General features: G+C 52.1%; 23 protein-coding genes. 10 read left to right on the plus strand and 13 right to left on the minus strand.

The genetic code is table 11. The features are described 5' to 3' along the window. The first annotated feature begins 66 nt into the window (after positions 1 to 66). On the plus strand, positions 67 to 2,145 hold the full coding sequence (flhA, locus tag PS053_RS08945) for a formate hydrogenlyase transcriptional activator FlhA (RefSeq protein WP_105227404.1): 2,079 nt from the start codon (positions 67 to 69) through the stop codon (positions 2,143 to 2,145). 44 nt (positions 2,146 to 2,189) lie between these two features. Beyond that, on the plus strand, positions 2,190 to 2,618 hold the full coding sequence (locus PS053_RS08950) for a TOBE domain-containing protein (RefSeq protein ID WP_002461465.1): 429 nt from the start codon (positions 2,190 to 2,192) through the stop codon (positions 2,616 to 2,618). 38 nt (positions 2,619 to 2,656) lie between these two features. On the opposite strand, the gene PS053_RS08955 is transcribed toward PS053_RS08950, so the two are convergent. Further along, positions 2,657 to 3,001, minus strand: a complete 345-nt coding sequence (locus PS053_RS08955) for a nitrous oxide-stimulated promoter family protein (protein WP_000015482.1) — start codon at positions 2,999 to 3,001, stop codon at positions 2,657 to 2,659. 285 nt (positions 3,002 to 3,286) lie between these two features. Here PS053_RS08955 and mutS point away from each other — a divergent pair, with 285 nt between their 5' ends. Then, entirely contained in the window at positions 3,287 to 5,848 is a 2,562-nt protein-coding gene (gene mutS / locus PS053_RS08960; RefSeq protein ID WP_000110915.1) for a DNA mismatch repair protein MutS, read from the plus strand. A 106-nt stretch (positions 5,849 to 5,954) separates the two neighbouring features. Then, positions 5,955 to 6,611 carry a protein-serine/threonine phosphatase gene (gene pphB / locus PS053_RS08965; RefSeq protein WP_059253926.1) on the plus strand — a complete coding sequence of 219 codons (657 nt, stop codon included), beginning with the start codon at positions 5,955 to 5,957 and terminating at the stop codon, positions 6,609 to 6,611. A gap of 50 nt (positions 6,612 to 6,661) precedes the next feature. Here the strand turns inward: pphB and ygbI are convergent, their stop codons facing one another. After that, positions 6,662 to 7,429, minus strand: coding sequence for a DNA-binding transcriptional repressor YgbI (gene ygbI, locus PS053_RS08970; RefSeq protein WP_002461462.1), 768 nt, complete (start codon positions 7,427 to 7,429; stop codon positions 6,662 to 6,664). A gap of 195 nt (positions 7,430 to 7,624) precedes the next feature. Between ygbI and ltnD the strand changes: the two genes are divergently transcribed. The 5 genes from ltnD to PS053_RS08995 all read left to right on the plus strand — a co-directional run bounded on the left by ltnD (position 7,625) and on the right by PS053_RS08995 (position 12,661). Next, positions 7,625 to 8,533 carry an L-threonate dehydrogenase gene (ltnD, locus tag PS053_RS08975; RefSeq protein WP_059219261.1) on the plus strand — a complete coding sequence of 303 codons (909 nt, stop codon included), beginning with the start codon at positions 7,625 to 7,627 and terminating at the stop codon, positions 8,531 to 8,533. Next, positions 8,530 to 9,792, plus strand: a complete 1,263-nt coding sequence (otnK, locus tag PS053_RS08980; protein WP_256878882.1) for a 3-oxo-tetronate kinase — start codon at positions 8,530 to 8,532, stop codon at positions 9,790 to 9,792. The genes ltnD and otnK overlap by 4 nt, the downstream gene beginning before the upstream one ends. Continuing rightward, positions 9,789 to 10,427, plus strand: coding sequence for a 3-oxo-tetronate 4-phosphate decarboxylase (otnC, locus tag PS053_RS08985; protein WP_025238491.1), 639 nt, complete (start codon positions 9,789 to 9,791; stop codon positions 10,425 to 10,427). The genes otnK and otnC overlap by 4 nt, the downstream gene beginning before the upstream one ends. Before the next feature lie 4 nt (positions 10,428 to 10,431). Next, positions 10,432 to 11,208, plus strand: a complete 777-nt coding sequence (locus PS053_RS08990; RefSeq protein WP_256878881.1) for an HPr family phosphocarrier protein — start codon at positions 10,432 to 10,434, stop codon at positions 11,206 to 11,208. Between the two features lie 88 nt (positions 11,209 to 11,296). Further along, positions 11,297 to 12,661, plus strand: a complete 1,365-nt coding sequence (locus PS053_RS08995) for a GntP family transporter (protein ID WP_000104451.1) — start codon at positions 11,297 to 11,299, stop codon at positions 12,659 to 12,661. A gap of 217 nt (positions 12,662 to 12,878) precedes the next feature. Here the strand turns inward: PS053_RS08995 and PS053_RS09000 are convergent, their stop codons facing one another. Genes PS053_RS09000 through PS053_RS09010 form a run of 3 tightly spaced genes read right to left on the minus strand, consistent with a single transcriptional unit; the run spans position 12,879 to position 15,146 of the window. Continuing rightward, a complete protein-coding gene (locus tag PS053_RS09000; protein WP_000562974.1) occupies positions 12,879 to 13,115 on the minus strand; it encodes a non-oxidative hydroxyarylic acid decarboxylases subunit D in 237 nt (78 codons plus the stop codon). 10 nt (positions 13,116 to 13,125) lie between these two features. After that, a complete protein-coding gene (locus PS053_RS09005; protein WP_000863180.1) occupies positions 13,126 to 14,553 on the minus strand; it encodes a non-oxidative hydroxyarylic acid decarboxylases subunit C in 1,428 nt (475 codons plus the stop codon). Then, on the minus strand, positions 14,553 to 15,146 hold the full coding sequence (locus PS053_RS09010) for a non-oxidative hydroxyarylic acid decarboxylases subunit B (RefSeq protein ID WP_025238486.1): 594 nt from the start codon (positions 15,144 to 15,146) through the stop codon (positions 14,553 to 14,555). The genes PS053_RS09005 and PS053_RS09010 overlap by 1 nt, the downstream gene beginning before the upstream one ends. A gap of 146 nt (positions 15,147 to 15,292) precedes the next feature. Here PS053_RS09010 and PS053_RS09015 point away from each other — a divergent pair, with 146 nt between their 5' ends. Then, positions 15,293 to 15,700 carry a MarR family winged helix-turn-helix transcriptional regulator gene (locus tag PS053_RS09015; protein ID WP_001208082.1) on the plus strand — a complete coding sequence of 136 codons (408 nt, stop codon included), beginning with the start codon at positions 15,293 to 15,295 and terminating at the stop codon, positions 15,698 to 15,700. 117 nt (positions 15,701 to 15,817) lie between these two features. On the opposite strand, the gene rpoS is transcribed toward PS053_RS09015, so the two are convergent. The 8 genes from rpoS to ftsB all read right to left on the minus strand — a co-directional run bounded on the left by rpoS (position 15,818) and on the right by ftsB (position 22,101). Continuing rightward, entirely contained in the window at positions 15,818 to 16,810 is a 993-nt protein-coding gene (gene rpoS, locus PS053_RS09020) for an RNA polymerase sigma factor RpoS (protein ID WP_000081550.1), read from the minus strand. Between the two features lie 62 nt (positions 16,811 to 16,872). Next, complete coding sequence (nlpD, locus tag PS053_RS09025) at positions 16,873 to 17,982, minus strand: murein hydrolase activator NlpD (RefSeq protein WP_223277002.1); 1,110 nt, start codon at positions 17,980 to 17,982, stop codon at positions 16,873 to 16,875. Between the two features lie 191 nt (positions 17,983 to 18,173). Further along, positions 18,174 to 18,800 (minus strand): protein-L-isoaspartate O-methyltransferase, encoded by a 627-nt coding sequence (gene pcm / locus PS053_RS09030; protein WP_059277393.1) that lies wholly within the window; start codon positions 18,798 to 18,800, stop codon positions 18,174 to 18,176. Beyond that, positions 18,794 to 19,555, minus strand: coding sequence for a 5'/3'-nucleotidase SurE (surE, locus tag PS053_RS09035; RefSeq protein ID WP_002461455.1), 762 nt, complete (start codon positions 19,553 to 19,555; stop codon positions 18,794 to 18,796). Before surE ends, pcm begins: the two co-directional genes overlap by 7 nt. Then, complete coding sequence (gene truD, locus PS053_RS09040) at positions 19,536 to 20,585, minus strand: tRNA pseudouridine(13) synthase TruD (protein WP_059271645.1); 1,050 nt, start codon at positions 20,583 to 20,585, stop codon at positions 19,536 to 19,538. The genes surE and truD overlap by 20 nt, the downstream gene beginning before the upstream one ends. After that, complete coding sequence (gene ispF, locus PS053_RS09045) at positions 20,582 to 21,061, minus strand: 2-C-methyl-D-erythritol 2,4-cyclodiphosphate synthase (protein WP_001219242.1); 480 nt, start codon at positions 21,059 to 21,061, stop codon at positions 20,582 to 20,584. The genes truD and ispF overlap by 4 nt, the downstream gene beginning before the upstream one ends. Continuing rightward, positions 21,061 to 21,771 (minus strand): 2-C-methyl-D-erythritol 4-phosphate cytidylyltransferase, encoded by a 711-nt coding sequence (ispD, locus tag PS053_RS09050; RefSeq protein WP_000246641.1) that lies wholly within the window; start codon positions 21,769 to 21,771, stop codon positions 21,061 to 21,063. The genes ispF and ispD overlap by 1 nt, the downstream gene beginning before the upstream one ends. A gap of 18 nt (positions 21,772 to 21,789) precedes the next feature. Continuing rightward, positions 21,790 to 22,101, minus strand: coding sequence for a cell division protein FtsB (gene ftsB / locus PS053_RS09055; protein WP_000517479.1), 312 nt, complete (start codon positions 22,099 to 22,101; stop codon positions 21,790 to 21,792). Positions 22,102 to 22,274 lie beyond the last annotated feature (173 nt).

The following is a 22,274-nucleotide window of genomic DNA, read 5'->3' on the forward strand; positions in this document are numbered from 1 at the left end:
CTAAATCTCCTGTAGTTAGTCAATGACCTTTTGCACCGCTTCGCGGTGCTTTCCTGGAAGAACAAAATGTCGTATACACCGATGAGTGATCTCGGACAACAGGGGTTGTTCGACATCACTCGGACACTATTACAGCAGCCGGATCTGGCCTCGCTGTGTGAGGCTCTTTTGCAACTGGTAAAGCGTTCTGCGCTCGCCGACAACGCAGCTATTGTGTTGTGGCAAGCGCAGACTCAACGTGCGTCTTATTACGCGTCGCGTGATCAGGACACGCCCATTAAATACGAAGACGAAACCGTTCTGGCGCACGGTCCGGTGCGCAGCATTTTGTCTCGTCCTGATACGCTGCATTGCAGTTACGAAGAATTTTGTGAGACCTGGCCGCAACTAGCGACAGGTGGGCTATACCCTAAATTTGGTCACTATTGTCTGCTGCCGCTAGCAGCGGAAGGGCATATTTTTGGCGGTTGTGAATTTATTCGTTATGACGATCGCCCGTGGAGCGAAAAAGAGTTCAATCGTCTGCAAACTTTCACGCAGATTGTCTCTGTCGTCACCGAACAAATTCAGAATCGCGTCGTCAACAATGTCGACTACGAGTTGTTATGCCGGGAACGCGACAACTTCCGCATTCTGGTTTCCATCACCAACGCGGTACTTTCCCGCCTGGACATGGACGAACTGGTCAGCGAAGTCGCGAAAGAGATCCACTACTACTTCAACATTGACGATATCAGCATCGTCTTACGTAGCCACCGCAAAAATAAACTCAACATCTACTCCACCCACTATCTTGATAAACAGCATCCTGCCCACGAACAGAGCGAAGTCGATGAAGCCGGAACACTCACCGAGCGTGTGTTTAAAAGCAAAGAGATGCTGCTGATTAATCTCCATGAGCGGGATAATCTGGCCCCCTACGAACGCATGTTATTCGACACCTGGGGCAACCAGATTCAAACTTTGTGCCTGTTACCGCTGATGTCTGGCGACACCATGCTGGGCGTACTGAAGCTGGCGCAATGTGAAGAGAAAGTCTTTACCACCACCAACCTGAATTTACTGCGCCAGATTGCCGAACGTGTGGCGATTGCCGTCGATAACGCTCTCGCCTATCAGGAAATCCATCGCCTGAAAGAGCGGCTGGTTGATGAAAACCTTGCCCTGACCGAACAGCTCAACAACGTCGATAGTGAATTTGGTGAGATTATTGGTCGCAGCGAAGCCATGTATAGCGTGCTTAAGCAAGTTGAAATGGTGGCGCAAAGCGACAGTACCGTGCTGATCCTCGGTGAAACCGGCACCGGTAAAGAGCTGATTGCCCGCGCAATCCATAATTTGAGTGGTCGCAATAATCGGCGGATGGTGAAAATGAACTGCGCCGCCATGCCTGCCGGACTGCTGGAAAGTGATCTGTTTGGTCACGAACGCGGCGCCTTTACCGGCGCCAGCACGCAACGTATTGGCCGCTTTGAACTGGCGGATAAAAGCTCGCTGTTCCTTGATGAAGTGGGCGATATGCCGCTGGAATTACAGCCGAAGCTGCTGCGCGTCTTGCAGGAACAAGAGTTCGAACGCCTCGGCAGCAATAAAATCATTCAGACTGACGTACGTTTAATCGCCGCAACTAACCGCGATCTGAAAAAAATGGTCGCTGATCGTGAATTCCGTAGCGATCTTTATTACCGACTGAATGTCTTCCCGATTCACCTGCCGCCGTTGCGCGAGCGCCCGGAAGATATTCCATTGCTGGCGAAAGCATTTACCTTCAAGATTGCCCGCCGCCTGGGACGCAATATCGACAGTATTCCTGCCGAAACGTTACGGGCGTTGAGCAATATGGAGTGGCCGGGCAACGTGCGCGAGCTGGAAAACGTCATCGAGCGTGCTGTTCTACTGACGCGTGGCAACGTGCTGCAACTCTCTTTGCCGGATATCACACTGCCAAAGCCTGAAACACCACCTGCGGCAACGGTGGTTGCGCAAGAAGGCGAAGATGAATATCAATTAATCGTTCGCGTATTAAAAGAGACTAATGGCGTGGTTGCCGGACCGAAAGGCGCAGCACAGCGTCTGGGACTGAAACGTACCACGTTGCTATCACGGATGAAGCGGCTGGGAATAGATAAAGCTGCATTGGTTTAACAGACCCGGTTATACTCAATCAACATTCAATGAAAGGAGGCAGTATGGCAGTTTCCGCACGTAATCAATTAACCGGAACAGTTAGCGCAGTGGCAATGGGCGCAGTAAATGATGAAGTAGAACTGACGCTGGCTGGCGGTGCAAAACTGGTAGCAATTGTCACCCACAGCAGCCAACAGGCTCTGGGGCTGGCAACAGGAAAAGAAGCGATTGCTCTGATTAAAGCACCGTGGGTAACGCTGGCAACAGAAGATTGTGGACTGAAATTCTCTGCCCGCAACCAGTTTGCCGGCAGCGTGTCGAAAATCACCGAAGGCGCAGTAAACGCGACTGTCCATATCAAAACGGATGCAGGTTTTGAAATTGTGGCGGTGGTAACAAATGAAAGTCAGGATGAAATGAAACTCACCACTGGCTCGCGCGTCATTGCGTTGATCAAAGCATCAGCAATCCTGATTGCGACCAAAGCGTAAGCCCCGTATTTGCCGGAGAGTATGGCTCTTCGGCAAATTTATTTCTTTGGACGATATTTTTCCGGCAACTCCGGTACCGGACGCTTGTCATCAATCAGATGACGCACGGTTAAGATCGGATGACGCCACAGCATGCGCGGCCCCGCCCAGCGCATAATCTGCTTCATCTCCTCACGCTTCGCAGGCTGATAACAGTGCACCGGACACTGCTTACAGGCCGGTTTCTCTTCGCCAAACACACATTTATCCAGCCGCTTTTGCGCGTAAGCAAACAACGCCTCGTAATGTTCCGGCTCTGCTGACGCCTGCGGGCATTTCGCTTGGTAAAGATCGATCATTTTTTTAATCGTCAGTTTTTCACGAGAGATACGCTTGCCGGACATGCTGCCTCCATACTTTTAAGGTGTATTTATATTACAACTTAATCATAAAAGAGACTATGGCTCGAAAGGAGAAGGTTTCTCAAACCGGGAAATTTTGCGTTCCCTCTTCATACTCACCCCGTAAAAGCGGCAAAGCAGCCTCTTTCCCGGAACAGACATCAAGAACTCACCTTTCGCGTCTTCCCCTGAAATGATTAACTCCGGTATCATGTGCGCCTTATGTGATCACAACGAAAATAAAAACCATCACACCACATTTAACATCAGGGAACTGGACTTAACCCCATGAGTGTAATAGAAAATTTAGACGCCCATACCCCAATGATGCAGCAGTATCTCAAGCTGAAAGCCCAGCACCCGGAGATCCTGCTGTTCTATCGCATGGGCGACTTTTACGAGCTGTTTTATGACGACGCAAAGCGAGCGTCGCAACTGCTGGATATTTCGCTGACCAAACGCGGCGCTTCTGCTGGCGAACCGATTCCAATGGCGGGCATTCCACACCATGCGGTGGAAAACTATCTTGCCAAACTGGTGAATCAGGGCGAATCCGTCGCGATTTGTGAGCAAATTGGCGATCCAGCGACCAGCAAAGGACCGGTTGAGCGCAAAGTTGTCCGTATCGTCACGCCAGGGACTATTAGCGATGAAGCTCTGTTACAGGAGCGCCAGGACAACCTGCTGGCGGCTATCTGGCAGGACAGTAAGGGGTTCGGCTACGCCACGCTGGATATCAGCTCCGGGCGTTTTCGTCTGAGCGAACCGGCGGACCGTGAAACGATGGCGGCAGAACTTCAACGTACGAATCCAGCGGAGCTGCTGTATGCGGAAGATTTCGCCGAGATGTCGCTGATTGAAGGTCGTCGCGGCCTGCGTCGTCGCCCGCTATGGGAGTTTGAAATCGATACCGCGCGCCAGCAATTAAACCTGCAATTTGGCACCCGCGATCTGGTTGGTTTTGGCGTCGAAAACGCGCCGCGCGGCCTTTGCGCTGCCGGTTGCCTGTTGCAATATGCGAAAGATACCCAGCGCACGACTCTGCCGCATATCCGTTCTATTACGATGGAACGTCAGCAGGACAGTATCATTATGGACGCCGCAACGCGCCGTAATCTGGAAATTACCCAAAATCTGGCAGGCGGTGTGGAGAATACGCTGGCTTCTGTACTCGACTGCACCGTCACGCCGATGGGCAGCCGTATGCTGAAACGCTGGCTGCATATGCCAGTGCGCGATACCCGCGTGTTACTTGAGCGCCAGCAGACTATTGGCGCATTGCAGGATTTCACCGCCGAGTTACAGCCGGTACTGCGTCAGGTTGGCGATCTGGAACGTATTCTGGCACGTCTGGCATTGCGTACCGCTCGCCCGCGCGATCTGGCGCGTATGCGTCACGCCTTCCAGCAACTGCCAGAACTGCGCGCGCAACTGGAAGGTGTCGATAGCGCCCCGGTACAAGCACTGCGTGAGAAGATGGGCGAGTTTGCCGAACTGCGCGACCTGCTGGAGCGGGCAATCATCGATACGCCGCCGGTACTGGTTCGCGACGGCGGCGTTATTGCCACGGGTTATAACGAAGAACTGGATGAATGGCGTGCGCTGGCTGATGGCGCGACTGATTATCTGGAACGTCTGGAAGTGCGCGAACGCGAACGTACCGGGCTGGACACGTTAAAAGTTGGCTTTAATGCGGTGCACGGCTACTACATTCAGATCAGCCGTGGGCAAAGCCACCTGGCACCTATTAACTACATGCGCCGTCAGACGCTGAAAAACGCCGAACGCTACATTATTCCAGAACTAAAAGAGTACGAAGATAAAGTTCTCACCTCAAAAGGCAAAGCGCTGGCACTGGAAAAACAGCTTTATGAAGAGCTGTTCGACCTGTTGCTGCCACACCTGGAAGCGTTGCAACAGAGTGCGAACGCGCTGGCAGAACTTGACGTACTGGTTAACCTGGCGGAACGGGCCTATACCCTGAACTACACCTGCCCGACTTTTATTGATAAACCCGCTATTCGTATTACCGAAGGCCGCCATCCGGTGGTTGAACAGGTACTGAACGAGCCGTTTATCGCTAACCCGCTGAATCTGTCGCCACAGCGCCGCATGTTGATCATCACCGGCCCGAACATGGGCGGTAAAAGTACCTATATGCGCCAGACTGCGTTGATTGCGCTGATGGCCTATATCGGCAGCTACGTACCGGCGCAAAAAGTCGAGATTGGCCCGATCGACCGTATCTTTACCCGCGTAGGCGCGGCAGACGATCTGGCATCCGGGCGTTCAACCTTTATGGTGGAGATGACCGAAACCGCCAATATTCTGCATAACGCCACCGAGCAAAGTCTGGTGTTGATGGATGAGATTGGGCGCGGAACGTCCACTTACGATGGCCTGTCGCTGGCGTGGGCGTGCGCAGAAAATCTGGCGAATAAGATTAAAGCGTTGACGCTGTTCGCCACCCACTATTTCGAGCTAACGCAGCTACCAGAGAAAATGGAAGGCGTGGCCAACGTGCATCTCGATGCGCTGGAACACGGCGACACCATCGCCTTTATGCACAGCGTACAGGACGGCGCGGCGAGCAAAAGCTACGGCCTGGCGGTTGCTGCACTGGCGGGCGTGCCGAAAGAGGTTATTAAGCGCGCGCGGCAAAAACTGCGTGAGCTGGAAAGCATTTCACCGAACGCCGCCGCTACGCAAGTGGATGGTACGCAAATGTCTTTGCTGTCAGTACCAGAAGAAACCTCACCAGCGGTCGAAGCGTTGGAAAACCTCGATCCAGATTCACTGACCCCACGTCAGGCGCTGGAGTGGATTTATCGGTTGAAGAGTCTGGTGTAATATTTAATCCCGATAGCAAAATGCTATCGGGATTATTTCCTCCATTTTACAACTCAAATAAAAAATACCCTGTATAATAGTAGTTCTTATTTTATAGGGTAAAACCATGCCATCTACACGCTATCAAAAAATTGATGCTTATAACTATCACCATATATGGGCCGTTGGTGATATTCATGGTAATTATCAATTATTACAATCCCGCTTACATCAACTACCTTTTTGTCCCGAAACTGACTTACTTATTTCTGTCGGCGATAATATTGATCGTGGGGCGGAGAGTCTTAACGTTCTACGCCTGTTAAACCAGCCCTGGTTTACTTCGGTTAAAGGCAACCACGAAGCAATGGCCCTTGATGCGTTCGCTACTGGCGATGGCAATATGTGGTTAGCCAGCGGCGGCGACTGGTTCTTTGGGCTTAGCAATCCAGAACAAAAAGAGGCTATCAACCTGTTATTACGCTTTCGGCAATTACCGCATATCATCGAAATTAACGACGAAAAAATAAAATACGTCATAGTCCATGCTGATTACCCGGGTAATAAATATCAATTTGGCAAAGAGCTAGCGGAGAAAGAATTACTCTGGCCTGTTGACCGCATTCAGAACTCGCTAAAAGGCAATATAAATAAAATAGAAGGTGCCGATTATTTCATATTTGGTCATATGATGATTAATAATATCCAAATATTTTCTAATCAGATTTATATTGATACCGGCTCGCCGGAGAGCGGGCGACTGTCTTTTTATAAAATAAAGTAAACTCATGCTTCATCAGTGAAGCATGAGTCCCCTGTTTTTAGGTCATGTTCTTATTCAGTCTTCGCCACCAGCAAGGAGAGATCGAGCTTCGCCAGTGCGCGGTTGGCGCTCTCCGGCAGGCCATCGTCAGTAATGATCTGATCAAACTCGCTTAACGGTAATGCCAGCCAGGTCGCCACCTGACCATATTTTGTTGCATCGCAGACTAACACTCTCTGGCGGCTGGCGCTGGCAATCGCCCGTTTCACCGTGACTTTATCTTCTGCTGGTGTAGAAATCCCCCGAACACTCCATGAGGATGCAGAAATAAAGGCCATATCAATCATAAGGCTACGTAGCATAGTAGCGGCAGCCTCTCCCACGCAGGAACGGTTTTCCCGACAAACCGCGCCACCGGTGTGAATAATTGTGCAATTGCTATTATCGAGTAAATAATCTGCAATAACGAAATCGTTGGTGACCACAGTGAGTGGCTCCATGTGAATCAGATGCTGCGCAATCGCCAATGTGGTCGTTCCCGCATCCAGATAGATACAACTTCCCGGCTGGACAAGACTTACCGCAAGCTTGCCGATAGCCGCTTTTTGCGCCATTGCTAACGCGGTTTTTGCCTGATGAGAAGGTTCATGTGCTACACGGCCCGGAGACTGGACGCCTCCAGACACCAGGACAACGGCTCCCTGTTGCTCAAGCTTTTGTAAATCGCGACGAATGGTCATATGCGACACATTCATTCTGTCCGTCAGTTCAGCAATACTGACAATGCCTTTTTCAGCAACCATCTCAAGGATGATTTGTCGACGCTCTACGGGTATCAACTTCTGCTCCTTCCTTTGTCCTGCGGCCATTCTACGCTATTTGTTCGCGAAACGTGCGCAGAGCGACTATCACTTACGTCACATAAAATAACACACACTGTTAATTTTTGTGAAACAGCTCACCATATCATTATCTCATGGCGCTTATATTCACAACATAAAACAAAATATCACTTAAATTAACAAGGAGAGAAAATGAAAACGGGATCTGAGTACCATGTCGGCATCGTCGGTTTAGGGTCAATGGGGATGGGGGCGGCACTGTCGTGTATCCACGCGGGCCTTTCCACCTGGGGGGCAGATCTGAACAGCAATGCCTGTACCACGCTGAAAGAAGCTGGCGCCTGCGGAGTTTCTGATAATGCAGCGACATTTGCCGAAAAACTCGATGCTCTGCTGGTACTGGTGGTAAATGCAGCCCAGGTTAAACAGGTGCTGTTTGGTGATAAGGGCGTTGCGCGGCATCTGAAACCTGGCACCGCGGTGATGGTTTCTTCCACCATTGCCAGTGCCGATGCTCAAGAAATAGCCACTGCGCTGGCTGGGTTCGATCTGGAAATGCTGGATGCGCCGGTTTCCGGGGGTGCGGTAAAAGCGGCTAACGGTGAAATGACCGTCATGGCATCCGGTAGCGATCTCGCCTTTGAACGCCTGGCTCCCGTACTTGAAGCTGTTGCCGGAAAAGTGTATCGCATCGGCGCAGAACCGGGTCTGGGTGCGACAGTAAAAATCATCCACCAGTTGTTAGCGGGCGTGCATATTGCTGCCGGAGCGGAAGCGATGGCGCTTGCTGCCCGCGCGGGAATCCCACTGGATGTAATGTATGACGTCGTGACCAATGCCGCCGGAAATTCGTGGATGTTTGAAAATCGAATGCGCCATGTGGTGGATGGAGATTATACGCCGCATTCTGCCGTCGATATTTTTGTTAAGGATCTCGGTCTGGTTGCCGATACCGCAAAAGCCCTGCACTTCCCGCTGCCATTGGCCTCAACAGCATTGAATATGTTCACCAGTGCCAGTAACGCGGGTTACGGGAAAGAAGACGATAGCGCAGTCATCAAGATTTTCTCTGGCATCACTCTACCGGGAGCAAAATCATGATCAAGATTGGCGTAATCGCCGATGATTTTACCGGCGCGACGGATATCGCTAGTTTTCTGGTAGAAAACGGTCTGCCAACGGTGCAAATCAACGGTGTTCCAACAGATGTAATGCCGGAAGGTATCGAAGCCATTGTTATCAGTCTGAAAACGCGCTCCTGTCCGGTAACAGAAGCCATACACCAATCGCTGGAAGCCCTGCGCTGGTTACAACAGCAAGGTTGCAAACAGATTTATTTCAAATACTGTTCCACGTTCGACAGTACGGCGAAAGGTAATATCGGCCCGGTTACCGATGCGTTGATGGATGCTCTCGACACGCCGTTTACGGTCTTCTCTCCGGCACTACCGGTCAACGGACGCACGGTTTATCAGGGATATTTGTTCGTGATGAATCAACTACTGGCCGAATCCGGGATGCGTCATCATCCGGTAAATCCCATGACCGACAGTTACCTTCCCCGCCTGGTTGAAGCGCAATCCACAGGACGCTGCGGCGTCGTTTCAGCGCATATTTTCGAAAAAGGAGTGGAAGCCGTTCGTCAGGAACTGGCTCGTTTACAGCAAGAAGGCTATCGCTACGCGGTGCTGGATGCGCTGACCGAACGCCATCTGGAAATTCAGGGAGAAGCCTTGCGCGATGCCCTACTGGTAACGGGGGGTTCCGGCCTGGCGATTGGTCTGGCCCGACAGTGGTCACAAGCTAACGATACCCACGCGCGCGAAGCTGGGCGTCCGCTTGCAGGGCGTGGCGTGGTGCTCTCTGGTTCATGCTCGCAAATGACTAACTGCCAGGTAGCACATTACCGCCAGATAGCGCCAGTACGTGAGGTTGATGTTGCCCGTTGTCTCTCTACAGAAACACTCGCCACTTACGCTCGCGAACTGGCGGAGTGGGTTCTGGGTCAGGAAAGCGAACTTGCACCACTGGTTTTTGCCACTGCCAACACTGACTCGCTGGCTGCTATTCAACAGAAATACGGCGCACAAAAAGCCAGCCATGCAGTAGAAGCGCTATTTTCTCAACTGGCGGCACAACTGGCTGCTGAAGGTGTCACCCGCTTTATCGTGGCGGGAGGTGAAACCTCCGGCGTGGTAACACAAAGTCTGGCAATTAAAGGTTTTCATATTGGCCCGACAATTTCCCCTGGCGTGCCGTGGGTCAATGCGCTCGATAAACCCATTTCACTCGCTCTTAAATCCGGCAACTTCGGCGATGAAGCCTTTTTTTCACGTGCTCAAAGAGAGTTTCAATCATGAACGATTTCGCAAAAGCAGAGCAGTCTTTGCGAGAAGAGATGACGCGGATTGCCAGTTCATTTTTTCAACGCGGTTACGCCACCGGTTCAGCCGGAAACCTGTCGCTGCTTTTACCTGACGGTAATTTGCTGGCTACGCCGACAGGGTCGTGTCTGGGCAATCTCGAGCCGCAGCAACTTTCCAAAGTAACTGCCGATGGCGAATGGTTAAGCGGCGATAAACCGTCAAAAGAAGTGCTCTTTCATCTGGCGCTGTATCGCAATAATCCACGCTGTAAAGCGGTGGTGCATTTGCACAGCACCTGGTCGACCGCGCTCTCCTGCCTGCAAGGGCTGGACAGCAGCAATGTTATTCGCCCGTTCACACCGTATGTGGTGATGCGGATGGGAAGCGTCCCACTAGTGCCTTATTACCGTCCTGGCGATAAACGCATCGCCAGGGATCTGGCAGAGCTGGCGGCAGACCATCAGGCCTTTTTACTGGCAAATCATGGTCCAGTGGTCTGTGGAGAAAGCCTACAAGAAGCCGCTAACAATATGGAAGAACTGGAGGAAACGGCAAAGCTGATCTTTATTCTCGGCGACCGCCCGATCCGCTATCTGACCGCAGATGAAATTGCGGAATTAAGGAGTTAATGCGATGCCTCGTTTTGCAGCTAATTTATCGATGATGTTCACCGAAGTGCCGTTTATTGAACGCTTCGCCGCAGCGCGAAAAGCCGGGTTTGATGCCGTGGAGTTTCTGTTTCCCTATGACTACTCCCCCCAGCAAATCCAGCAGCTACTGGCGCAAAATCATCTGACGCTGGCGCTGTTCAATACCGCTCCCGGGGATGTTAATGCGGGTGAATGGGGGTTATCCGCCCTTCCTGGACGTGAGCAGGAAGCGCGCGCGGACATCGACCTGGCACTGGAATATGCGCTGGCGCTCAATTGTGAGCAAGTACATGTGATGGCGGGCGTAGTGCCCACAGGCGAAGATGCTGAACGTTATCGGGCGGTTTTTATCGATAATCTCCGCTACGCCGCTGACCGTTTTGCGCCGCATGGCAAGCGGATTTTGGTTGAAGCACTCAGCCCCGGCGTTAAACCGCATTATCTCTTCTCCAGCCAGTATCAGGCACTGGCGATTGTTGAAGACGTTGCGCGCGATAATGTGTTTATTCAACTGGATACTTTTCATGCGCAAAAAGTGGATGGCGACCTGACGCATTTAATCCGCGACTACGCCGGGAAATATGCCCACGTACAAATTGCCGGACTGCCTGACCGACATGAACCGGACGATGGCGAGATTAACTATCCGTGGCTGTTCCACCTGTTCGATGAGGTGGGATATCAGGGCTGGATCGGTTGTGAATACAAGCCCCGGAGCCTCACCGAAGAAGGTCTTGGCTGGTTTGACGCCTGGCGCTAATTCACTAAATCCATAATTACAACGTACCCATAAATCCCCCCATCTACGGATGGGGTAGGTTAACTATAACTTTCAGACAGGGTTTCCCATGTCCACAATTACATTATTATGTATTGCGTTAACTGGCGTAATCATGCTGTTGCTACTGGTCATCAAAGCAAAAGTACAACCATTCGTCGCACTGCTTCTCGTCAGTTTATTGGTCGCCATTGCAGCAGGTATCCCGGCAGGGGAAGTAGGTAAAGTGATGATTGCCGGAATGGGCGGCGTACTTGGCTCCGTCACCATTATTATCGGCCTTGGTGCTATGCTGGGACGAATGATCGAGCACTCTGGCGGCGCAGAATCACTGGCTAATTATTTCAGCCGTAAGTTAGGAGATAAACGAACCATCGCCGCACTGACGCTGGCAGCGTTCTTTCTCGGTATCCCCGTCTTCTTTGATGTCGGCTTTATTATTCTCGCGCCGATTATTTACGGTTTCGCTAAAGTCGCCAAAATCTCACCGCTTAAATTCGGCCTGCCTGTCGCCGGGATCATGCTGACCGTACACGTGGCGGTGCCGCCACACCCCGGTCCGGTTGCGGCGGCAGGATTGCTCCATGCAGACATTGGTTGGCTGACAATTATCGGTATCGCTATTGCTATTCCGGTCGGTATTGTTGGTTACTTTGCAGCGAAAATAATCAATAAACGCCAGTATGCGATGTCGGTTGAAGTTCTGGAACAGATGCAGCTTGCTCCGGCCAGTGATGAAATCACAACAAAATTAAGCGACAAAATAAATCCGCCGGGCGTGACGCTGGTCACCTCGCTCATTATCATTCCCATCGCGATTATTATGGCGGGTACGGTTTCCGCAACGCTGATGCCGGCTTCGCATCCTCTGCTCGGCACGCTGCAATTAATCGGCTCACCAATGGTGGCATTGATGATTGCGTTAGTACTGGCGTTCTGGTTATTGGCCTTACGTCGCGGCTGGAGCCTGCAACATACCAGCGACATTATGGGTTCTGCTCTTCCCACTGCGGCGGTCGTGATTCTGGTTACTGGAGCAGGTGGGGTATTTGGCAAAGTGCTGGTGGAGTCAGGCGTCGGTAAAGCTCTTGCCAACATGTTACAAATGATTGACCTGCCTCTGTTGCCTGCGGCATTCATTATTTCACTGGCGCTGCGTGCATCTCAGGGGTCGGCAACTGTAGCAATCCTGACAACCGGCGGATTACTCTCGGAAGCCGTGATGGGGTTGAATCCAATTCAATGCGTACTGGTAACGCTGGCGGCCTGCTTTGGTGGACTTGGCGCATCGCATATCAACGATTCTGGTTTCTGGATCGTGACCAAATATCTCGGGTTGTCGGTGGCGGATGGTCTGAAAACCTGGACCGTGTTAACGACCATCCTCGGCTTTACCGGATTTTTAATCACCTGGTGCATCTGGGCGGTAATTTAACCTTAATAAAAAGGTCCGATGGATGTCGGACCTTTCAGACTAATGACAAAGTATGCTTTGTTCATGCCGGATGCGGCGTAAACGCCTTACCAGGCTTATAAAATCGTTTAAAATCATTATATTGCAAAATTATTGTAGGCCTGATAAGCGTAGCGCATCAGGCAGTTTTGCGTTTGTCTTCAATCTCAAAGAGTCCGATGGACATCGGACCTTTTATTTAACGCTTACCTTCCGCCAACAGTGGTGGAATACTCGGCACCATTGGCGCGTCATCAATATCTTTCTGCGTCATACGGAACGCTTGCGGGTAATGTTCACGGCTGGTGCGACGTAGCGGTTCGGTATCGCGCCATGTATAAAGGCAATGCTGGCACTGGTAGACCGTCCAGACATCTTTCACCGGCGATTTCGCCATCACTTCAATCAGTTCATCTGCACAACGTGGACAAATCATCTTTTTCTCCTTATTGACGTGCGGCCAGCATAGCGGTCAGTTTTTCAGCCCAGGCTTTGGTTTCCGGTAAATCCACCACCGGCTGGCTGTAGTGACCACGGTTGTCTGGCGCAACAGGCGTGGTGGCGTCGATAATCAGTTTGTCTGTGATCCCCGCTGGGCTTGAGCCTGGGTCGAGTTCCAGCACGGACATATTCGGCAACTGCACTAAGTCACCTGCCGGGTTCACTTTCGAGGAGAGCGCCCACATCACCTGCGGCAGGTTAAACGGGTCAACGTCTTCATCGACCATAATCACCATCTTCACGTAGCCCAGACCGTGCGGCGTGGTCATCGCGCGCAGCCCCACCGCGCGGGCAAAGCCGCCGTAGCGTTTTTTGGTGGAGATAATTGCCAGCAGGCCGTGGGTGTACATGGCGTTCACCGCCTGCACTTCCGGGAACTCCGCTTTCAGTTGCTGGTACAGCGGCACGCAGGTGGCTGGCCCCATCAGGTAGTCGATTTCGGTCCACGGCATACCGAGATAGAGCGATTCGAAAATCGGTTTGGTGCGATAAGAGACTTTATCGATGCGCACCACGGTCATGTTACGCCCGCCAGAGTAGTGGCCGGTAAACTCGCCGAATGGCCCCTCGATTTCGCGTTTACGGCTTTCGATAACCCCTTCAAGGATCACTTCCGAGCCCCACGGCACATCAAAGCCAGTCAACGGCGCGCTGGCGATCGGGTACGGGCTTTCGCGCAGTGCGCCCGCCATTTCGTATTCGGACTGATCGTATTTCAGCGGCGTGGCGCCCATCAGGGTGATGATCGGATCGTTACCGAGGGTGATCGCAATCGGTAGATCTTCACCGCGCTCTTCCGCTTTATGCAGATGCAGGGCAATATCATGCATCGGCACCGGTTGCAGACCGAGCTTACGCTTACCCTTTACTTCCATGCGGTAGATGCCGACGTTCTGCTTGCCGAAGTTATCCGGGTCAAGCGGATCGCGGGAAACCACACACGCCTTGTCGAGATAGAAGCCGCCATCACCGTCATTTAAACGAAACAGCGGCAGAATATCGAACAGGTTGATCTCGTCGCCATCAACAGAGTTCTGCGCCCAGGCAGGGTTTGCCCGGCGCTCCGGGGCTATCGGGAAGTTATCCCAGCGGCGGATAAATTCATCAATCTGTTTTTTAACCGGGGTATTTGGCGGCAGGCCGAGGGAAATCGCGTGGTTCTGCCAGGAACCGATGGTGTTCATCGCCACGCGCGCATCGATAAAGCCGCGAATATTATCAAACCACAGCGCCGGTGCGCCGTCGCCGATACGCCCGGTGGCATTGGCTGCCGCCGCAAGATCTGGCTCCGCGTTCACCTCTTCGCTGATTTTCAACAACTGTCCGTGGTCATCAAGCGCCTGTAAAAAGCTGCGTAAATCATCAAATGCCATTATTCATTCTCCTGAGAAAAATTCCGGGTCTGCGGCAATCCTTGCCAGCGCCTGGCATGAGGATGTTCGAGGCCAAATTGATCCAGCACGCGAGCGACTATGTGTTGCGTGATGTCGTCAACGCTCTGCGGATGGTTATAGAAAGCAGGCATGGGTGGCACCATCGCTACCCCCATGCGTGAAAGTGCGAGCATATTTTCAAGATGGATGGTGCTGAGCGGCATTTCACGCGGTACCAGCACCAGTTTGCGACCTTCTTTGAGCACGACGTCCGCCGCGCGCCCCACCAGCCCATCGGCGTAACCGGCGCGAATGCCGGCGAGTGTTTTCATACTGCACGGAATCACGATCATGCCGTCGGTACGAAAGGAACCGGATGAGATGGTCGCCGCCTGATCTGCCGGGTTATGGCTGAAGTCTGCGAGGGCGGCAACATCGCGAGCGCTGTAAGACGTTTCCAGTTCAATGGTGGTTTTTGCCCACTTCGACATCACCAGATGCGTTTCAACATCAGGCATCTCTCGCAGCGCCTGCAGTAATGCCACACCAAGAGGCGCACCAGTGGCCCCTGTCATCCCGACGATCAATTTCATTCTTTATTCCCTTAACTGTTCGTATACGAACGTTATTATTAACATACTCCTCCATTTCCACAGCGGCAAGGATTGAGAAGTAACAACATCTTCTTCGTCACTGGAAAACCGCTATGATAGCGGCAGAGAATTAGCCCGGAGTTTACATGGCGTTACGAAATAAAGCGTTCCATCAGCTACGACAGCTTTTCCAGCAGCACACAGCTCGCTGGCAGCATGAGTTACCTGATCTGACCAAACCGCAGTATGCAGTGATGCGTGCTATCGCTGAACATCCCGGTATCGAGCAGGTTGCGTTGATTGAAGCGGCAGCCAGCACTAAAGCAACGCTAGCGGAAATGCTGGCAAGAATGGAAAACCGGGGTCTGGTCAAACGAGAACATGACACTGTCGATAAACGAAGACGCTTTGTCTGGCTGACTGCGGAAGGTGAAAAAACACTCGCCGCGGCGATCCCCATTGGTGATGGCGTGGATGAGGAGTTTTTGGGGCGATTGAGTAAAGAAGAGCAAGAGTTGTTTATGCAGTTGGTGCGAAAGATGATGAACGCATAGGGTTCTGATTACCGGATGCGACGCTGTCGCGTCTTATCCGACCGACAAACGCACCAATTTCCATACAAAAGAAAAGGCCAGCCTCACTTGAGACTGGCCTTTCTGACAGATGCTTACTTATTCGCGGAACAGCGCTTCGATATTCAGCCCCTGAGTCTGCAAAATTTCACGCAGACGACGCAGGCCTTCAACCTGAATCTGGCGAACACGTTCACGGGTGAGGCCAATTTCACGACCTACATCTTCCAGTGTTGCCGCTTCATACCCCAGCAAACCGAATCGACGTGCCAGCACTTCACGCTGCTTGGCGTTCAGTTCGAACAACCATTTGACGATGCTTTGTTTCATATCGTCATCTTGCGTGGTGTCTTCCGGGCCGTTTTCTTTTTCATCGGCCAGGATGTCCAGCAACGCTTTTTCGGAATCACCGCCCAACGGGGTGTCTACCGAGGTAATGCGTTCGTTAAGACGAAGCATACGGCTGACGTCATCAACCGGTTTATCCAGTTGTTCTGCGATCTCTTCCGCGCTCGGTTCGTGGTCCAGTTTATGCGACAACTCACGTGCGGTTCGCAGGTAAACGTTCAGCTCCTTTACGATGTGAATCGGCAAACGAATTGTTCGGGTTTGGTTCATAATCGCCCGTTCGATCGTCTGACGAATCCACCACGTTGCGTATGTTGAGAAGCGGAAACCACGTTCCGGGTCAAACTTCTCAACCGCGCGGATAAGCCCCAGATTGCCCTCTTCGATAAGATCCAGCAAAGCCAGACCACGATTGCCATAACGGCGGGCAATTTTTACCACCAGACGCAAGTTACTCTCGATCATCCGGCGGCGGGAGGCAACATCCCCACGCAGTGCGCGACGCGCAAAATAAACTTCTTCTTCGGCCGTTAACAGTGGCGAATAACCAATCTCACCAAGGTAAAGCTGAGTCGCGTCCAACACACGCTGTGTGGCACCCTGCGATAACAGTTCCTCTTCGGCCAAATCGTTATCACTGGGTTCCTCTTCAACTAAGGCCTTTTCGTCAAAAACCTCAACTCCGTTCTCATCAAATTCCGCATCTTCATTTAAATCATGAACTTTCAGCGTATTCTGACTCATAAGGTGGCTCCTACCCGTGATCCCTTGACGGAACATTCAAGCACAAGCCTGGTTCCGCCGAATTATCGCTGCGGCAAATAACGCAGCGGGTTTACGGATTTCCCCTTGTAACGAATTTCAAAATGCAAGCGTGTTGAACTGGTTCCGGTGCTACCCATAGTCGCTATTTTTTGCCCCGCCTTCACTTCTTGTTGTTCCCGGACCAGCATTGTGTCGTTATGGGCGTAGGCACTCAGGTAATCATCATTATGCTTGATGATAATCAGATTACCGTAGCCGCGCAGTGCATTACCGGCATAAACAACGCGGCCATCAGCGGTCGCGATAATTGCCTGTCCTTTGCTACCGGCAATGTCGATCCCTTTGTTGCCACCCTCAGAAGCGCCAAAAGTTTCGATCACTTTGCCCTCAGTCGGCCAGCGCCAGGTGGAAATTGGCGTGCTGGTTGATGTACTGCTGACAGTCGGCTCGGTTGTGCTTGCTGTTGGTACCGTTACAGGCGCTGTGACAGCCGTCGCAGTTGGCTTGTTGTTCGGCAACATCTTGTTAGCACTCTGTTCACCCGAAGATTCAGAATACGTAATTGTCGGTTGCGACGCAACAGCAACGGTGGAATTTTGTGCAGGTTTGATCACAACTCCTTGCTCTGCCGCGTCGGCCTGGGTAATGGCATTTCCACCCGTGATTGGCGTACCGGAAGCGTTCCCCACCTGTAGAGTCTGACCTACATTCAGTGCGTACGGCGCCTGAATATTGTTGCGCTGGGCGAGATCGCGGAAATCGTTGCCGGTAATCCAGGCGATGTAGAACAGCGTATCGCCTTTTTTCACCGTGTAGGTACTACCGCTATAGCTGCCTTTTGGAATGTTTCCATATTGGCGGTTGTAAACAATACGCCCATTTTCCATTTTCACAGGCTGTTGGGCGACAGGCTGTACCGGCTGGATTTGCGGTTGTTGCGCTGACTGGATTTGCGGCTGCTGTACCGGTTGAATCTGTGGCTGCTGTATTGGCTGAATTTGCGGCTGTTGCGCTGTAGACGTCGTCCCCATTTTCGGCGGCGGCGTAATCAACATACCGGAATTGGTACCTGGCGCATTGCCATTAACGGAACTGACCGGCGCCGGTGGATTCGATGTGTCAGAACAGCCAGCCAGCCATAGCGAAACCAGTGACAAAGCCGCAATACGGCGAACGGTGAATTTTGGGCTTCCCGCGCTCATTTATCCCCCAGGAAAAAATTGATGAATAACCAGTGAAATAATTACCGTGCAAAGCACCATATCTGAACACTGGAAAAGGTGTTCACGATACGCCGACCTGCTGCAAAATAACCAGGAAAATTCCAGGTATTATCTCAGCACTAAGCCAGCTCCCCTTTCACTAAGGGAACAAAACGCACGGCCTCCACGGTATCGATAATAAATTCGCCTCCCCGACGACACACCCGTTTTAAATACTGGTGCTCTTCCCCTACGGGTAAGACGAGAATGCCGCCCTCATCCAGTTGCGTCATTAACGCTGTTGGGATTTCCGGCGGCGCCGCCGTTACAATGATAGCGTCAAACGGCGCACGTGCTTGCCAACCTTGCCATCCATCGCCGTGACGAGTTGAAACATTATGTAAATCAAGATTCTTCAGGCGTCGACGGGCCTGCCATTGCAATCCTTTAATCCGCTCGACCGAGCATACATGCTGGACAAGATGCGCCAGAATTGCGGTTTGATATCCTGAACCCGTGCCGATTTCCAGCACCCGTGACTGCGGCGTCAGTTCGAGCAATTCGGTCATTCGCGCCACCATATAAGGTTGCGAGATTGTCTGCCCCTGACCTATCGGCAAGGCGATATTGTCCCAGGCTTTTTGTTCAAACGCTTCATCAATGAATTTTTCACGCGGCACAGCGGCAAGTGCATTCAGCACCTGCTCATCTTTAATGCCCTGCGCACGTAATTGATCCAGAAGTGCTTGTACGCGTCTGCTTACCATTGCGTGCCAACTCCCACGCTCTCTAACCAGTCTGAAACTACATCTTGCGCGCTGTGCGCGGTTAAATCCACATGCAGCGGCGTAATGGAAACATAGCCTTCATCAACCGCTGCAAAATCAGTCCCGGGACCGGCATCACATTTATCGCCGGGTGGACCGATCCAGTACAACGTATTGCCGCGCGGATCCTGCTGTGGGATCACTTGATCTGCCGGGTGACGGCGACCACAGCGAGTAACGCGAATACCTTTAATCTGATCCAGCGGTAAATCCGGTACGTTGATATTGAGAATACGCCCGGTGCGTAGCGGCTCTTTACACAGCGCGCGCAAAATGGAACAGGTGACTGCCGCGGCAGTGTCATAATGCTTGTGTCCGTCAAGCGAGACCGCCAATGCCGGAAAACCTAAATGACGGCCTTCCATTGCAGCGGCAACGGTGCCGGAATAAATAACATCATCGCCCAGATTCGGCCCAGCGTTAATGCCCGAAACCACAATGTCCGGGCGCGGACGCATCAGAGCATTCACGCCAAGATAGACGCAGTCCGTCGGGGTTCCCATTTGCACGGCGATGTCGCCATTGTCAAAAGTAAATGTGCGCAGAGAGGATTCCAGCGTCAGAGAATTTGAAGCGCCGCTGCGGTTACGATCGGGGGCGACCACCTGAACATCAGCAAACTCACGCAAAGCTTTTGCCAGCGTTTGTATACCGGGTGCATGTACCCCGTCATCATTACTCAGCAATATGCGCATAATCACCTGTTGTGTTGATAAGTTCCCTGACAACGCTGGTCGCAAAACTTCCCGCCGGAAGCCAGAAACGGATTTCGACGGTGACGTCATCCCACCAGTTCCAGCTTAATTGTTGCGGATATAGCAACATCGCTCTGCGCGCGGCTTCAACTTTTTCACGCAACAATAACGACTGCAATTCGGTTTCTTCAGCAACAGCCGCTTGTTCGAATGCCAGCGCTTCGCGTTGAGTTCCCCACTCGCTGCTACCAGGCAATGCAGCGGTAATCATCAGCTCTTTTTCATTGACGCGACGCTGTAGTTCCGCCAATTCTTCACTTGTTGCGACAAACCAACTACCGCGCCCGGCTAATTGTAGCGCATCGCCGTCAACAACTTGATTAACGTCCGCTTTTTTGAGGCGCTCAGCGACAATCTGATTAAACAAAGCGCTACGGGCAGCCGACAACCAAAAACTCCGTTTATTACGATCGCGCACCGGAGTATGAGTTTGCGCCCAACGTAACGCCCCCTGCAGGTTGCTACCGCCGATACCAAAACGTTGCGCGCCAAAATAATTAGGCACCCCTTTAACACAAATATCGATCAGGCGCTGTTCAACATCATCACGATTGCTTATGTCACGCAATACCAGGGTAAATGAATTGCCTTTCAGCGCCCCTAACCGCAGCTTACGCTTGTGCCGCGCATACTCCAGCACCTGGCAACCTTCCAGTTGGAAAGCGCTCAAATCGGGCATCTCTTTACCCGGCACGCGGGCGCATAACCACTGTTCCGTAACTGCGTGTTTGTCTTTCTGCCCGGCAAAACTGACTTCACGAGCATGGATTTTCAGGAATTTCGCCAGTGCGTCCGCCACAAAACGGGTATTGCAGCCATTTTTGAGGATCCGCACCAGAATATGCTCACCTTCGCCATCAGGCTCAAAACCTAAATCTTCCACCACCACAAAATCTTCCGGGTTAGCTTTCAGCAGCCCGGTGCCTTGTGGTTTACCGTGAAGGTAAGTGAGATTATCAAACTCAATCATTTCGTTGCCTTAATGAGTAGCGCCACCGCTTCACAGGCAATCCCTTCCCCACGCCCGGTAAATCCGAGTTTTTCCGTAGTAGTGGCCTTCACGTTAACATCATCCATATGGCAGCCGAGATCTTCGGCAATGAACACGCGCATTTGTGGAATGTGCGGCAGCATCTTCGGCGCCTGAGCAATAATAGTCACATCGACGTTACCGAGGGTATACCCCTTCGCCTGAATGCGCCGCCAGGCTTCGCGTAGCAACTCGCGACTGTCTGCGCCTTTAAATGCCGGGTCGGTGTCCGGGAATAATTTACCAATATCCCCCAGCGCCGCCGCACCAAGTAATGCATCCGTTAACGCATGCAGCGCTACATCGCCATCAGAATGCGCCAGCAGTCCTTTTTCGTAAGGAATGCGTACGCCACCAATGATAATTGGGCCTTCACCGCCAAAGGCGTGTACATCAAAACCGTGTCCAATTCGCATTATGTATTCTCCTGATGGATGGTTCGGGTAAGGTAAAATTCGGCAAGCGCCAAATCTTCCGGGCGCGTGACTTTAATATTATCCGCTCGGCCTTCGACAAGCTGCGGATGAAAACCGCAGTATTCCAGCGCCGAGGCTTCATCGGTAATGGTAGCGCCTTCATTTAATGCACGCGTCAGGCAATCATGTAACAGCTCGCGAGGGAAAAATTGCGGCGTCAGCGCGTGCCATAAGCCGTTGCGATCAACGGTATGAGCAATGGCATTTTTGCCAGCTTCAGCGCGTTTCATAGTATCGCGCACCGGCGCGGCAAGAATGCCTCCCGTTCGGCTGGTTTCGCTCAACGCCAACAAGCGAGCGAGATCATCCTGATGCAAACAAGGACGCGCGGCATCATGAACCAATACCCACTGCGCGTCACCAGCGGCTTTCAGACCTGCCAGCACAGAATCGGCACGCTCTTCGCCGCCATCAACAACAGTGATTTGTGGATGATTCGCCAGCGGGAGTTGTGCAAAACGGCTATCGCCAGGACTGATAGCAATGACGACATGCGTCACCCGGGGATGCGCCAGTAGCGCATGTACCGAATGTTCGAGAATGGTTTGATTACCGATTGAGAGATATTGCTTAGGACATTCCGTTTGCATTCGGCGACCAAATCCGGCCGCCGGAACCACGGCGCAAACATCCAAATAAGTGGTTGCCATGTTAATTCCCGGGCTAATTTATCGATTGTTTTGCCCCGCAGACTGTGCGCGTTTCGACGCATCAGGCACCAGACGATAAAAAGTTTCGCCCGGCCTGGTCATGCTGAGTTCATTACGCGCACGCTCTTCGAGCGCCTCCTGGCCGCCATTGAGATCGTCAATTTCGGCAAAAAGCTGATCGTTTCGCGCTTTAAGTTTCGCGTTTGTAGCTTGCTGTGCCGCCACATCATTATTGACGCGGGTATAGTCATGTATACCGTTCTTACCGAACCACAGCGAATACTGTAGCCAGACCAGAATAGCCAGCAACAGCAGCGTTAGTTTACCCATCCTGCCCCCTGAAAAACGGCATCATCATCCCATGCTTCCGAAGACGACTCTACATCCTCTGTTGGGGATACCGCGACAACGCGGGCAAATGTACCACATTTGTCGATTGTTACGTATACCCAGGGCGTGCAGAACATAATCTCATTATTGGTTACTGTTTAAATTATGAACAG

Source organism: Escherichia albertii, from assembly GCF_028622335.1.
Classification (GTDB): domain Bacteria; phylum Pseudomonadota; class Gammaproteobacteria; order Enterobacterales; family Enterobacteriaceae; genus Escherichia; species Escherichia albertii.